Here is a 14,381-nt window from a genome sequence, read left to right as displayed (position 1 = left end):
GGCCTCCCTCTTGTGTTGGGTGCGTCACCGCGCCTTGGCGGCTCAGTTTATCTTGCCCATCTCGATGGCGAAGCTGGTGGCCAGCTGGGCAAACTTGAGAGCGTGGGCAGCCGAGGGATCAGAGTTCTGCAAGGTGTCCCGGGCGGTGTGGATGTTGGGGTTGTAGTCGTTGAAGCGCGACTCGAACGGCATAGCGGCCGGGTAGCCCTGATTGTGCCAGGAGGCGTGATCCGAGCAGCCGTAACCGCAGCTGTCGTAGCCGTAGCGGATCTGGGGCAGATAGGCGTCCAGCAGCTGGGCCAGATAGCCGGTGAGCCCCTGGTCGGTGTAGTCGGTCATGAAGACGATATCTTCCGCCGAGCCCTGGTAGTTGGTCATGTCCAGCTGCAGCGCCGCCAGCACCTTGGTGTTGGCCGCCTTGTAGCGGGTGGCGATGTCCTTGGAGCCGCGCAGCCCCACCTCTTCCGCCGCATAGCCGATGAACTGCAGGGTGCGTTCCGGCTGGCGGCCCTGCTCGGCGATGACCCGCAGCACCTCGGTCAGGGTAGCGATGCCGGAGGCATCGTCATCGGCGCCCGGCGCCAGGGTGCGGCTGTTGGGGGCCGAGCCCGCGGTGGAGTCGAGGTGACCGCCGAGCACTACCACTTCGTCCGGATAGCGGCTGCCCTTGAGGGTCAGCACCACGGACTGCTGTGGATAGCCGCTGTGCTTGACCCGGCTGACGCTGGCCCAGGGCAGGGTCGCGCTCAGGGTCTGCCACTGGCTGGCCACCCAGTCCGCCGACTGCACCCCCGTGGTGGTGGTGTAGTAGCGGTTGCGCCAGCTGGCGAGCTGGCTGATGGTGCCGACTATGTTGCCCTGATCCAGATAGGGCAGCAGCCGGTTGACGCTGGCTCCCTGGGTCAGCGGCGGGGCGCTGAACAGGTTCTGACTGATGGGCTGGGCCATGCTCTGCAGGGCGTCGGCCAGGGTGCTGTGCACCACGTAGCCGCCGCAGCGCTGGTGACCTTCGTGCATCAGGTGGGAGAGGGTGCCGAGCTCGCTCGCCTCGATCTGGGCCAGCTGGATGGGGGCGCCGCTGGCGCTGAACAGGGGGGCCAGCTTGGCTTTCACCTGCTTGAGCTCGACGCCGCTGTCGGCACCGACCGTTATCCAGACGGGCTCGGCGGCCTGTACGGCGAGAGGCAGCAGGGGGAGCAAGAGGGCAGTCAACAAGGGTTTCATGGCGGATCCTTCCAGATTGGTTGTGGGCACATGTGCCAAATGGGTGTCATAAGACGACTGGCCCAGTCTAGCCAAGGAGGCTGAACGGCGAATTTGCCCATCTGGCGCGGCGCACCCCCAATCCGGTAGGGGTCGCTGCAGGATCTGCTGTCTACTGCGGGCCGGCGAGGGCGGCTGGCGGAGCTTTGTGCTGGCGAGAGGGCGGTGAGCAGGGTGCTCGCGGCCGTTGCGGCGATCGGCCCTGACCTGGGGGGCTGACAAAGGGAGTCAAACTATGCCATATCGGCGCGAAACGCCGGCGGGAATGGGTGAGGAGGGGCCTGGGTGCCTAAAAGCGCGGGTATACAAAGAGGCATAAAAAAGAGGGGCAGGCCCCTCTTCTGCATCTGAATGCGGGTTCAGGCGGTCGCCTGGGCCAGCATGCCAAGGGCTATCTCCCGCTCCCCCATGATCACCTTGTCCGCCCCCTGCCTGGTGAGGAAGCTCACCTCGTCGTCGCTGTGGGCACGGGCGATCACCCGGATGGTCGGGTTGATGAGCCTGGCCTGGGCGATGGCCTCGCCGGCTTCGAAGCTGTTGGGGATGGCCACCAGCAGCCAGCTGGCGTCGGTGATGGCGGCGCGGCACAGCACCTCGTCATCGGCCACGTTGCCGTTGATGTGGGGAATGTCGGCCTGGCGCAGGCTCTCCAGCCGGTGCGGATCCTGCTCGATCACCACCAGCTCGCGCCCGGCCTGCTGCAGGCCGCTTACCAGCAGACGGCCGACCCGGCCATAGCCCACCAGTATGGTGTGCCCTTTCATCTCCACCGGCGGGCATGTGCACTCGGCCAGCTCCTGGGGGTTGTCGGCGTCCGGGTGTTTCTCCAGGTAGCGCTCGACGGCGTTGAACACCAGCGGGTTGAGCATGATGGAGAGGCTGGCTCCCACCAGGATCAGGTCACGGGCTCCTTCCGGCACCAGCTTTAGCACTATGGCCAGCCCGATGAGGATGAAGGAGAACTCGCCGATCTGGGCCAGGCTGGCGGAGATGGTGAGGGCGGTGCGTTTGCTGTAGCGAAACAGCCGCACGATGGCGTAGGCCGCCGCCGACTTGCCGAACATGATGATGAACAGGGTGGCCAGCACCGCCAGCGGCTCGGTCAGCAGCACTGCCGGGTTGAACAGCATACCCACCGAGACGAAGAACAGCACGGCGAAGGCGTCCTGCAGCGGCAGGGTGTTGTTGGCGGCGCGGTGGCTCAGCTCGGAGCGGTTCATGACGATGCCGGTGAAGAAGGCGCCGAGCGCGAAGGAGACGCCGAACAGCTTGACCGCGCCGAAGGCGATGCCAAGGGAGCAGGTCAGTACCGCCAGGGTGAACAGCTCGCGCGAGCCGGTGCTGGCGGTGTGGGTCAGCAGCCAGGGGATGAAGCGGCTGCCCACTACCATCATCAGCGCCACGAACAGGCTCACCTTGCCGAGGGTCCAGCTCAGATCCAGCGCTATGCTCTGCCAGCTCATGACCTGCTCGCCGAACCGGATGTCGGCGATGATGGGCAGCATCACCAGCGCCAGCACCATCACCAGATCCTCGACGATGAGCCAGCCGATGGCGATGCGCCCCTGCAGGGTCTCCAGATTCTGGCGGCTCTCCAGCGCCCGCAGCAGCACCACGGTACTGGCGGTGGAGAGAGCGAGGCCGAACATCAGGCCGGCGATCGGATCCCACCCCAGCAGCGAGGCGAGCCCCATGCCGAGCAGGGTGGCGACCGCGATCTGGGCGATGGCGCCCGGGATGGCGATCCGCTTTACCGACATCAGATCGCGAAAGGAGAAGTGCAGCCCCACCCCGAACATCAGCAGGATCACACCCAGCTCCGCCAGCTCGGGCACCAGCTTCATGTCGGCCACGTACCCCGGGGTGAAGGGGCCCGAGATGACGCCGGCCGCCAGATAGCCCACCATGGGGGAGATCTTGAGGCGCTGGGCCAGCATGCCGAGGATGTAGGCCAGCACGAAGCCGCCGACCAGGGTGGTAATCAGGGGAAGGGAGTGGTCCATGTCGTCACCTCGCTAATGGCAGTCAGGGGGCTACCAGATCACCGCGCGGGCGAAGAGGGCAGCTGTCAATGAGCAGGGGGCGAAAGAGACAGATGCTGGTCCCGTGCACGGGGCGTGTCTGAGGGACAACAGTTGCCGTTTCTGTTGAAAAATAATACGTTTTTGGTGGAAAGACAATCTTTATCCACATTTAAAGCTAATTTTGAGATTAAAAGTGGATAAGTGATGCTTTTAAGGTGAGGAGCTCTATTTTTATTGACCTATCTTGGCAGTATTAATCAATCTGTGATGATTTTTGTGGCCAAGGCGAGCGCAGCCTGGCCTCACAAAAAAAAGCGGCCGACCGGCCGCTTCGTTGCATTGAGGGTTGGGTGCATACCTCTGGGCTCACTGACCCTTGGCGATCCCCTCCCGGCGCGGATCGGCGGCGCCCAGCCAGCCGCCGGCGTTGCGCTGCACCCCCTGCAGGCCTGAGGTCTGTTCGCTCAACACCACCTCGTGCCCCTTCGCCTTGAGCGCCTCGACCACGGCGGCCGGGGTGCGGCCTGCCTCCAGCTCGGTGGGGCCGTTGCGACTGCCGAAGTTGGGCAGATTGATCGCCTGTTGCAGGTTGAGCCCCCAATCCTGGGTGCCCAGCAGCGTCTTGCCCACGTAGTTGATGATGGCGGAGCCCCCCGGGGAGCCCAGGCTCATCTCCAGCTCGCCGCTGCTCTTGTCGAACACCAGCAGGGGGGACATGGAGGAGCGCGGTCGCTTGCCCGGCTCCACCCGGTTGGCCACCGGCAGCCCGGCGGCGTCCAGCGAGGTGAAGGAGAAGTCGGTGAGCTGGTTGTTGAGCAGGTAGCCGTTGACCATCAGCCGCGAGCCGAAGCCGTCTTCGATGGAGCTGGTCATGGAGACCGCCATCCCCGCCTTGTCGACGATGGAGATGTGGCTGGTGGAGGGGAGCTCAGGGGTTGCATCCTGGCCGCGAGCCGGCGCCAGCGGCGGGGTGCCCGCGTTGGCCAGGCCCATGGAACGCTCGCCGATGAGGGCGCCGCGCCGGGCCAGATAGTGTTTGTCGAGCAGGCCGCTGACGGGGACCGCCACATAGTCGCTGTCCGCCACGTACTGGTTGCGGTCGGCAAAGGCGAGCCGCGCCGCCTCGCTGTAGAGGTGGATCGCCTCGGCAGAGGCGGCCGGCTGGCCCTGCTCCCCTGGCACCGGCTTGAGGGCCGCCATGTCGCGACTCTCCAGCATGCCGAAGATCTGGCCAAGGGCAATGGTGCCGGACGAGGGGGACGGAAAGCCGCACACCCGGCTCTGGCGATAGTCAAAGCAGAGACCGTCGCGCAGTTTGGCGCGGTAGCTGGCCAGATCGACGGCGCTCAGTACCCCGGGGTTGGTCGGGTGAGCGTGCACCTTGGCCACCATGGCCTCGGCCAGCGGGCCGCGATAGAAGGCGTCCGGCCCCTCGCTTGCCAGGGTGCGCAGCACCTTGGCAAGCGCCGGGTTGGTCAGCCGGCTGCCCGCCGCTCTGGGGCTGCCGTCGGCCTGATAGAAGTAGGCCCGTGCGTCCGGGTCCTTTGCAAGATAGGGGTCCTTGGCCAGCAGCGCGGCCAGCCGCGGGCTTATCACGAATCCCTGCTCCGCGAGGGTGATGGCGGGCTCGAACAGCGTAGCCCAGGGCAGCTTGCCGTAACGCTGGTGGGCCAGCGCCAGTGCCCGCACCGTGCCGGGGGCGCCCACCGAGCGCCCGCCCACCACGCCGTCGTAGAAGGCCATCGGCTTGCCATCCTTCATGAACAGCTGATCGGTGGCGGCGGCGGGGGCCGTCTCTCGGCCATCCACGGCGGCTACCTGTTTGCCGTCCCACACCAGCATGAGGGAGCCACCGCCGATGCCGGAGGACTGCGGCTCCACCAGGGTCAGCACCAGCTGCACCGCGATGGCGGCGTCCACCGCGCTGCCGCCGGCCTGGATCATCTGGTAGCCCGCCTCCACCGCCAGCGGGTTGGCGGCGGCCACCATGAAGTCGTGACCCTGCCAGCCCTGCTTCTCTTGCCAGCCGCTGGCGGCCTCCGGCGCGATCAGGGTGTGGGCGGGGGGCGTTTGCGGGCTCTGCTGAGCGGTGCAGCCGGCCAGCAGAGCGAGGGCGATGGCCAGCCCCAGCGTTTTGCGCAACATGACACTCTCCTTGTCTGTTTTATGAGCATGAGGGGGGACTATGTCACGATTGGCGCTAATGACTCAAGTTGTTGAATCAGATCAACAAGTTACTCATCTATCAACAAGTCGTACCGGCGCCCGCCCATAAAAAAACCGCCCGGAGGCGGTTTTTTGCAATCAGGCTGAGCCAATTCGCTTAGATGGACTGCTCTTCACCGCCCAGGGCGGCGAACAGGGCCGGGATGAACTGGGCCAGCTCGGCGGTGACCAGGGCAAAGTCGGCATCCAGACGGGCGGCCGGATCTTCGCTGGTGACGTCGTCGTTCTGCTCGCGCAGCTCTTCGCTGAACTTGAGGCGCTTGATGGAGAGGTCATCCCCCAGCACGAAGCTCAGGGTCTCACCCCAGTTGAGGGCCAGTTTGGTGACCAGCTTGTCGTTGGCCAGGTGGTTCTTGATCTCGTCGCTCATCAGATCCTGCTGCTTGCAGCGGATTATGCCACCGTGTTCCATGGCGCTGCGCAGCTCGGCCTCGTCCTCCAGGGTGAAGGAGGCGGGCAGGTTGCCCTCGTTCAGCCACTCGGTCATGGTGATCTCGGGCGGGTTCTTGAGGGCCACCGGCACCACCGGCAGGGTGCCGATGGACTTGCGCAGCAGGGCCAGCAGATCGTCCGCCTTCTTGGCGGAGCCCGCGTCCACCACCATCAGGTTGTCGGCCGGGTTGATCCAGGCGAAGGTCTGGCTGGTGCGGCTGAAGGCGCGCGGCAGCAGGGTGTGCATGATCTCTTCCTTGAGCGCTTCCTTCTCTTTCTTCTTGAGGGCACGGCCCTGTTCGAACTCGATCGCCTCTACCTTCTCCGCCAGCATCTCCTTGACCACGGTGCCGGGCAGCATCTTCTCTTCCTTGCGAGCGCACAGCAGGATGTGGCCGGCGGCGGAGTGGGTCAGGGTGGAGCCGAATTTGCCAAGGGGCTTGACCCACCCGAACCGGGAGATGTCCTGGCTGCCGCACGGGGTGAAGGCACAGGCTTCCAGCTGGGTTTCCAGCTGCTCGACGGTCAGCTCGAAGGGGCGGGTAAAGCGATAAATCTGCAGGTTTTTAAACCACATGGCGTCCTCGGTCTCATAGATTGTCCGGCGGGCATTGTACTAGAGAGGCGCTTTGTGATCAGCCAATCATTCTTGCTAAATAAAGGGCGATCGACTTCACAGGGAGTCATATCCGTCCCCAAAGCCGTCATCAAACTCCCCTAGACTGCGGATGTTAAGGTTGTTAACAAGGATACCAATATGCTGAGGGCGAGTCGGTCCGACGACATGGACGAGATCGTCGAGATCTGGTTGCTGGCCTCCCTGCAGGCCCATGATTTTGTCGATGCTTCCTGCTGGTGGCAGGCGCAGGAAGATCTGCGCACCCGCTATCTCGAGCGCGCCCGTATCTGGGTGTTCGAGGAGCGCGGCGAGCTGCTCGGCTTCATGGCGTTGGTGGATGACTACCTGGCCGCCCTGTTCGTGCGCCCCGACCGTCAGGGGCGGGGGGTGGGTCATGCCCTGCTGCAGGAGGCCAAGTCCAAGGGGGCCAGGCTGCATGCCCGGGTCTTCGTGGAAAACGATCAGGCGGTGCGCTTCTATCGTCGCCATGGTTTCGTGATCGAGGGGGAGCTGGCCGACCCGCTCACCGGTCATCCCCAGTACCAGATGTGCTGCGAGCCCGCCTGAATCTGACGCCAGCACCCGGTCCGGCTTGAAAAAAGGGAGGCATATCCTCATCTTGTCTGCATCGGGTGCTGCTGGCACCACCTCCATACGAGCCGTTTTTTCATGAAGATCCTGCATACCGCCGACTGGCACCTTGGCCATCAACTCCATGGCCATGACCGCCGTTTTGAACACGATGCCTTTCTCGACTGGCTGGCCGACACCATCAAGAGCCGTGACATCGACGCCCTGCTGGTGGCGGGCGATCTGTTCGACACCGCCAATCCCCCCGCCAGCGCCTGGCAGCAGCTCTACCGTTTTCTGGCCAGGCTGCGCGCCGAGCACCCGGCACTGGAGATGGTGCTCATCGGCGGCAACCACGACTCCCCCTCCAAGCTGGATGCCCCCCACGAGCTGCTGCGTGCCTTCGACCTGCATCTGGTGGGCAGCATCAGTCGGGACGACGAGGGGCGCCTCGAGACCGAGCGCCTGCTGGTGCCGCTGCGAGGCAAGAACGGCGAGGTGGCAGCCTGGTGTGCCGCCGTGCCGTTTCTGCGCAGCAGCGATCTGCGCCCGGAAGGGCTCAGCGAGGGGCAGGACAGACTCATCGAAGGGGTGCGCCAGGTCTATGAAGCGGTGCTGAGCGAGGGGCGGGCGCGCTGTAATCCGGATCAGGCCCTCATCGCCATGGGGCACGCCTATCTGGCGGCGGGCCAGCTCTCAGAGCTCTCCGAGCGGCGGGTGCTCGGCGGCAACCAGCACGCCCTGCCCGCCGAGCTGTTTGCCGCCGCCGACTACACGGCGCTGGGTCATCTGCACCTGGCTCAGAGTCCGGCCGAGGGGGTGCACTACAGCGGCTCGCCGCTGCCGCTCTCGCTGGCCGAGGCGAACTACAACCATCAGGTGCTGGAGGTGACGTTTGAGGGGGGCAAGCTGGCCCGTCTTGAGCGGATCCCGGTGCCCCGCGCGGTGGAGATGATCCGGCTGCCCCAGAGCGGCCTCGACGAGGCGCTCAAGGCCATCGAGGCGCTGGACCTGCCCGCTTGCCCGCAGCAGGCGCAGCCCTTCCTCGAGGTACGGCTGCTGCTGCCCAAACCCGAGGCCCGCATCCGCGAGCGCGTGCTGGCCGCCATCGCCGACAAGCCGGTGCGCCTGGCCCGCATCACGACCAGCTATCAGGGCTCGGGGCAGGGGCTGGCGGACGGCGCCGGCCAGCGCCGGCTCGATGAGCTTTCCCCCACAGAGGTGTTCCGCCTCTGCTATCAGCGTCAGTTTGACGGAGAGCCGGAGGCCGAGCTGGTGGCGTCGTTTGAAGAGATCCTGGAGCAGGTGAAGGAGGCAAATGTATGAAAATCTTGTCGCTGTCAGGGGAGAATCTGGCCAGCCTGACCGGTCAATTCACCATCGATTTTGCCGGTGGTGCCCTGGGGGCCGCCGGCCTGTTTACCATCACCGGCAATACCCGGGCTGATGGGGGCAAGAGCACGCGCGATATCGGGTCGGTATGGATGGAGGCGTGTGGCGTATGAAGATCCTCTCTTTGAGTGGTGAGAACCTGGCCAGCCTGACCGGCCCCTTTACCATCGATTTTGCCGGTGGCGCCCTGGGGTCCGCCGGCCTGTTTGCCATCACCGGCAATACTGGCGCCGGCAAGAGCACTCTGCTCGATGCCATCTGCCTGGCGCTCTTTGATGAGATGCCGCGCTTTATCGCCAATCGCAAGAACGTGGCCGAAGTGGGTCGCATGGATGACGAGGAGAAGCTCAAGGCCAACGACGTGCGCGGCATCCTCAGCCGTGGCCACGCCAGCGGTTTCGCCGAGGTGCAGTTTCGCGGCTGCGACGGCCGGGTCTGGCTGGCCCGCTGGGCGGTGCGCCGGGCTCGCAACCGCGCCGAGGGGCGCTTTCAGGCCCAGGAGCGCAGCCTGACCGACGTGGCATCGGGCCAGGTGTTCAGTGGCAGCAAGCGGGAGCTGCAGGATCGCATCGACGAGCTGGTGGGGCTCTCCTGGGAGCAGTTTCGCCGCGCCGTCATCCTGCCGCAGGGGGAGTTTGCCGCCTTCCTTAAATCGAGCGCCGACGAGCGTTCGGCCCTGCTCGAACGGATGACCGGCACCGAGCTCTACTCCGCCATTTCAGTCCAGACCCATGAACGGGCGCGGGAGGAGCAGCAGCAACTGGCCGCCATCCGCCAGCGGCTCGGCGACGTGGCGTTGATGGACGAGGCGACCCGTGAGCAGTGGGTGAGCCAGCAGGTCAGCCTCGCCACCAGCCTCAAACACGAGCAGCAACAACAGCAACTGATGCAGGACTTGCGCGATCTCAACGGCCGCATCGCCGCCCAGTTGCAGGCTTGTCAGGAGGGGGAGGCGGCCTTGGCCGCAGCGGAGGCGGCCCACGGTGCGGCCGCCCCTGAGCGCGAGGAGTTTGCCCGCGCCGAGCAGGCCCAGGTGGCCCGCGCCGATCACGACGAGCTGGCTCGCCTTACCCTGGAGGTGCAGCAGCAGGAGAAACTGCTGGCCGAGCTTGGCCCCGAGCTTGGCAAGCTGGAAGAGCAGACTCAGCAGAGCGCCCTCACCGAACAGCAGCTGCTGGCGGAGAAGATCGCCGCCGAGCGCGAGTGGGGCGCCCTGCAGCCCGAGCTCAAGCGGGCGCAGGAGCTCGATACCCGCATTCGGGAAAAGCAGCAGCAACTGCAGAAGATCCAGCAGGAGGGAACGCAGGAGCGGGAGGTGCAGCTCAATCTGGAGCAGGGCTGGCACCAGCAGCGCCAGCAGGTGGAGCAGCTCAAGGCCCATCACCAGCAGTGGGGCGCCTGGCTTGAAGAGCACAAGGAGCTGGCGCCGGTGGCCCGCCAATGGCAGCCCCTGCTTACCGCCATGCAGGATTGGGCCGAAGATGCCGGCAGGCTGCAGCAACTGCTCACCCTGCGTGAGCAAAAGCTGCGCGCCCTCAGGCAGTTGCAGCACCAGCTGGAGCAGGGGCAGCAGGAGCGCGACTACTGGCAGCGCGAGCAGGAGCGGCTGCAGCAACAGCAGCACGAGCTGCAGGAGCAGCAGTGGGAGGGGCGCCTGGCCAAGGCGCAGGAGCAATGGCAGCAGCAGACCGAACAGCTGGGCCAGCTGCGCCAGCTGTTGGAGCTGGCCGACTATGGCCGCAATCACGGCGAGCAGCATGGTCGCCTGCAGCAGGAGATAGCCCAGCTGGAGCAGGCGCTCGGCAAGCTGGCCAGCCTCGGCGACGAGCTGGCGCCGGCCCGTGAGCGGCTTGCCCTGCAGCGGGACGAGGCACGCCACGCGCTGGAGCAGTCCCGTGCCATCGCCAGCTTCGAGCAGCATCGACACATCCTGCGCGACGGTGAACCTTGCCCGCTGTGCGGTGCCGAGGAGCACCCCTATCACCAGAGCCAGCCGCAGGTGGCGGGCATTCTGGGTCAACTGGCGGAGCGCGCCCGCGGCCTGGAGCTCGAGTGGGAGCGGCTCAATCACCAATACATTCAGTGCGAGAGCGAGCGTCAGGAGCTGGCCCGTCAGCTGGCGGTGCGCCAGCAACATCTGCCGGAGCTGGAGACGCGCGCCGAGCAGCTGACCTTGCGCTGGCAACAGCTGGGAGGTGATACCCTGCTCGGTCATCCGTTGCCGCTAGGTCAGAGCCCAATCGAGTGGAACGAGTTGATGAGCATCCTGCTGGGCCGCGGTCAGAGCCTGGAGCAGGGGTTGGCCCGGAGCCAGCAGCAACTGCGTGAGGCCCAGCAGGGGCAGCAGCAGTTGCAGGCCGTGCGCCAGCAGTTGAGCCAGCTGGCCAGCCAGCACCAGCAGTTCGAGCAGCAGTGGCAGGAGGCAGACCGCCAGCGCATCGCCCTGGAGGGGGAGGTGAAGGCCATGGGCGAGCAGGAGACGACCTTGCGCCAGCGCCTCGAGCAGGGGGGCAACCGGCTCGACGAGCAGATGGGGGGCCAGCCCTGGCGCCAGTGGCTCGGCAGCCAGCAGTGGCACGAGTGGCAGCGGGCCTGCGAGGCCTGGCTGCATGGCCAGAGCGAGTGGGAGCGGTTGGCCGGCGAGATTGCCAGCCTTACCCCGGCCCTGAGCGCCCAGGAGGCGCGCCTGCAGACCCAGCGCGAGCTGCTGCACAAGCTCGAGCGCGACTACAAGGAGCATGAACAGCAACGGCAGGGTCTGGTCACCAGCCGCGCCACCTGTCTGGGGGGCGAGGAGATAGCCCAGGTCGAGCATCGCTGGCAGCAGCGGCTGCAGCAGCTGGCCAGCGAGCTGGAGATGATGCAGGGGGCGGCCCGCGCCCTGCGTGAGCGCCAGACCGAGCTCAAGGCCCGTCTCAACCATCTGGAGCAGGAGAAGCAGGTGAGCAGCCGGCGGCGGCGGGAGGTGCTGGGGCGCTGGGCTGCCCACGCCAGCAGCCTCGGCATTGCCGAATATGACCTGCGCCGCCTGCTGGCCATGAGCCCGGATGAGCTCAAGGCGCGCCGCGCCGCCTTGCAGGCGCTGGAGGATGCCCGCGCCGAGGCGCGTACCCGTTTGACCGAGCGGCAGCGGGCGCTGGCGCTGGAGGAGAGCAAGCGGGATCGTTACCGCGAGCATCACCCCGAGCTGGCAGCGCTGGCGCCAGAGGAGCTCGACAGCCGGCTGACGGCGCTGGAGGCGCACTGCCGTGCCCTCGACGAGCAGCTGTTCCAGTGCAAGAGCACGCTGGCCCAGGCCGAGGCTGCTGCCCTCAAGGCAGGCACCCTGCAGGAGGAGCTGGCCGCCCAGCAGGCGGTGGCGGATCACTGGCAGCGACTCTCCGATCTCATCGGCTCGGCCAGCGGTGCCAAGCTGCGAACCTTCGCCCAGAGCCTGACCCTGGAGCGGTTGCTGCTGGAGGCCAACGCCCAGCTTGCCGAGCTCTCCCCCCGCTATCGGCTGGAGCGGGTGCCCGGCACCGATCTGGCACTGCAGGTGGTGGATCTCGACATGGGGGACGAGGTGCGCTCGGTGGACTCCCTCTCCGGCGGCGAGAGCTTCCTGGTGTCGCTGGCGCTGGCGCTGGCCCTCTCCAGCCTGTCGTCGCGCCAGACCCAGGTCGAATCGCTCTTTATCGACGAGGGCTTCGGCACCCTGGATCCCGACAGCCTGGATCTGGCGCTCTCAAGCCTGGACTCCCTGCAGGCGGCCGGCCGCCAGATCGGGGTCATTTCCCACGTGCAGACCCTGGTGGAGCGGATCGGCGTGCAGGTGAGGGTGGAGGCTCTCGGCGGCGGCGAAAGCCGGGTGGTGCTGCCTGGCTGATGGTGTGTCATACCTCACCATCCATGAACAAGAAGGCCCCTGTCAAAGGGGCCTTCTTGTTGGTGTGCAACCCGTCTCGCTGGCTATTTGCGCTCGGGCAGCATATTGGTCAGGGTGTTATCCTTGAGTACGTGGTGGTGGTAGATGGATGCCGCCGCGTGCAGGGCAATCAGGGCATAGCCAATGTTGGCCAGCGTCTCGTGCAGCTCCTTGATGGTGCCCTTCAGGCCGTCGTTGGGGGCGATGAGGGCGGGAAGCTCAAGGCCGAAGAAGGGGATGGGCTTGCCACCCGCGCTCAGCAGCAGCCAGCCCAGCAGCGGGGTGAGGATCAGGAAGCCATAGAGCGCCAGGTGGGCGAGCTTGGCCAGCTTGAGCATCAGAGGGGAGAGCTCGGGCACGATGCGCGGTGAGGGGCTGCTCGCACGCACCAGCAGACGCACCACCACCAGCGCCAGGATCAGCAGACCCACCATGAAGTGAAACTCCTTCATCAGGTCGCGGCCGACCGACCCTTTGGGGAAGATGTCCCTGAACTCCATCAGCGCATAGACGGCGATCATCAGCAGCAGGGTCAACCAGTGCAGCCCTATGCTCAGGCTGCCATAACGTTGTTCGGTATTTTTCAGCATGTTCGTATCCTTTTCGGGGCTTGCATTGCATCACGGGTGGTCTCATCGGGCGTCCTGCCTCCGGGCCACTTTTCCATGTTACTGCGAAGATGTGTCAAAACCTTGATCTCTGTGTGTTTTTAACATGTTATTTGTAACAGGCCGGCAGCGCGCCGGTCGAAGAACTGGTTTCGCTCATCAAGGAGAGGCTGCCAGGGGGGAGAACGGCTGATGCAAAGCCGCAGAGCAGGGTGTGTTGCGGCCGGGAACCGGGCACCCAGCCCAGTTCAATGAGGGCTTTACCCCTCTTCTCCCCTCATTTACCTTTAATAAAATCCTCAACAGGTGAAGGGAATTACCTTGACCATCACAGATCCCGTGATCCTGACCGAGCTGCAGCAGATCCTGTTTCGCTCCTTCGACGTGATCCCGTTTCCTATCCTGATCTCGGAATCGGCCTGCAGCGAGACGCTGGACAGCATCCCCACCCGGCTGTCGGAGATCCCCGCCCGCCATCACAGGTTCGTGAACCGGGCTTTCGTGACGCAACTGGGTTACGACCTGACGGATCTGCCCGACATGGCCAGCTGGTTTGCCACCGTCTATCGCGACGAGGAGAGCCGGGCGCTGGCCATCTCGCGTTGGAACCAGGCGGTGATGAGCAGCCTGGCAAGCGGGGCTGCGGTGGCCGAGATGAATGCCCTGCTTTACTGCAAGAACGGCCAGCAGCGCTGGTTTACCATCACGGCCCAGTTGAAAGCCGATGCCATGCCGGGCTGGCACATAGTGACCCTGCGCGACATTCACGATCTGCACTGCATGATAGAGGAGGTGAGCCGGATTTCCTGCACCGATCCGCTGACCGAGCTCGGCAACCGGCGTGCCGCCGGGCAGCAGTTGCAGGCGCTCTGGCTGCAGGGAGAACCCTTCTCGGTGATCCTGGGCGACATCGATCACTTCAAGCAGATCAATGATCGCTACGGGCATCCCGCCGGGGATGTGGCGCTGTGCGAGGTGGCCCGCATCATGACCGGCCAGCTGCGAGCCGGTGAGCACCTGGCCCGCTGGGGCGGAGAGGAGTTCTTGCTGATCCTGCCCGGGGTGGATGCTGAGCTTGTGGTTGAGCGGGCCGAGCAGTTGCGCCGGCAGTTTATCGGCCATGTGGTCGCGTGGGAGGGGCAGAACTTCTCCCTGACGATGAGCCTGGGCTGTGCCACCCGAAGCGAGGGCCAGAGCAGCGACAGCCTGCTGCAGGTGGCTGACAAGGCGCTCTATCAGGCCAAGAGCAACGGGCGCAACCAGGTGGTCTTCGGCAAGGAGTAGCTGGAAGGCGCCCATAAAAAAACCGAAGCCTGGGCTTCGGTTTTTTGTTGCAGCGATGG

Annotated in this window: 10 protein-coding genes; 5 read left to right on the top strand and 5 right to left on the bottom strand. The window is 65.5% G+C overall.

All coding sequences use genetic code 11. From position 1 onward, the window contains the following. Positions 1-42: 42 nt before the first annotated feature. The 4 genes from I6L33_RS19820 to rdgC all read right to left on the bottom strand — a co-directional run bounded on the left by I6L33_RS19820 (position 43) and on the right by rdgC (position 6,522). Complete coding sequence (locus I6L33_RS19820) at positions 43-1,224, bottom strand: M28 family metallopeptidase (RefSeq protein ID WP_216973187.1); 1,182 nt, start codon at positions 1,222-1,224, stop codon at positions 43-45. 398 nt (positions 1,225-1,622) lie between these two features. Continuing rightward, positions 1,623-3,266 (bottom strand): YbaL family putative K(+) efflux transporter, encoded by a 1,644-nt coding sequence (gene ybaL / locus I6L33_RS19815; protein ID WP_216973186.1) that lies wholly within the window; start codon positions 3,264-3,266, stop codon positions 1,623-1,625. 387 nt (positions 3,267-3,653) lie between these two features. Further along, on the bottom strand, positions 3,654-5,432 hold the full coding sequence (ggt, locus tag I6L33_RS19810; RefSeq protein ID WP_216973185.1) for a gamma-glutamyltransferase: 1,779 nt from the start codon (positions 5,430-5,432) through the stop codon (positions 3,654-3,656). A gap of 178 nt (positions 5,433-5,610) precedes the next feature. Beyond that, entirely contained in the window at positions 5,611-6,522 is a 912-nt protein-coding gene (gene rdgC / locus I6L33_RS19805) for a recombination-associated protein RdgC (RefSeq protein ID WP_005303149.1), read from the bottom strand. Between the two features lie 180 nt (positions 6,523-6,702). On the opposite strand from rdgC, the gene I6L33_RS19800 reads away from it, so the two are divergent. The 4 genes from I6L33_RS19800 to I6L33_RS19785 all read left to right on the top strand — a co-directional run bounded on the left by I6L33_RS19800 (position 6,703) and on the right by I6L33_RS19785 (position 12,391). Next, positions 6,703-7,131, top strand: coding sequence for a GNAT family N-acetyltransferase (locus I6L33_RS19800; protein ID WP_005303147.1), 429 nt, complete (start codon positions 6,703-6,705; stop codon positions 7,129-7,131). Between the two features lie 102 nt (positions 7,132-7,233). After that, positions 7,234-8,460 carry an exonuclease SbcCD subunit D C-terminal domain-containing protein gene (locus I6L33_RS19795; protein ID WP_216973184.1) on the top strand — a complete coding sequence of 409 codons (1,227 nt, stop codon included), beginning with the start codon at positions 7,234-7,236 and terminating at the stop codon, positions 8,458-8,460. Then, positions 8,457-8,639, top strand: a complete 183-nt coding sequence (locus I6L33_RS19790; RefSeq protein WP_010633314.1) for a hypothetical protein — start codon at positions 8,457-8,459, stop codon at positions 8,637-8,639. The genes I6L33_RS19795 and I6L33_RS19790 overlap by 4 nt, the downstream gene beginning before the upstream one ends. Beyond that, on the top strand, positions 8,636-12,391 hold the full coding sequence (locus I6L33_RS19785) for an AAA family ATPase (protein WP_216973183.1): 3,756 nt from the start codon (positions 8,636-8,638) through the stop codon (positions 12,389-12,391). The genes I6L33_RS19790 and I6L33_RS19785 overlap by 4 nt, the downstream gene beginning before the upstream one ends. Before the next feature lie 83 nt (positions 12,392-12,474). Here I6L33_RS19785 and I6L33_RS19780 read toward each other — a convergent pair whose 3' ends face one another. Then, positions 12,475-13,020 (bottom strand): cytochrome b, encoded by a 546-nt coding sequence (locus I6L33_RS19780; protein ID WP_010633316.1) that lies wholly within the window; start codon positions 13,018-13,020, stop codon positions 12,475-12,477. A 339-nt stretch (positions 13,021-13,359) separates the two neighbouring features. Between I6L33_RS19780 and I6L33_RS19775 the strand changes: the two genes are divergently transcribed. Then, a complete protein-coding gene (locus tag I6L33_RS19775) occupies positions 13,360-14,322 on the top strand; it encodes a GGDEF domain-containing protein (RefSeq protein ID WP_216973182.1) in 963 nt (320 codons plus the stop codon). Positions 14,323-14,381: the final 59 nt, after the last annotated feature.

The organism is Aeromonas sp. FDAARGOS 1403 (assembly GCF_019047325.1).
Lineage (GTDB): Bacteria > Pseudomonadota > Gammaproteobacteria > Enterobacterales > Aeromonadaceae > Aeromonas > Aeromonas dhakensis.
The sequence above is the reverse complement of the archived record's forward strand: the minus strand, read 5'-3'. Positions and strand labels throughout refer to the sequence as shown.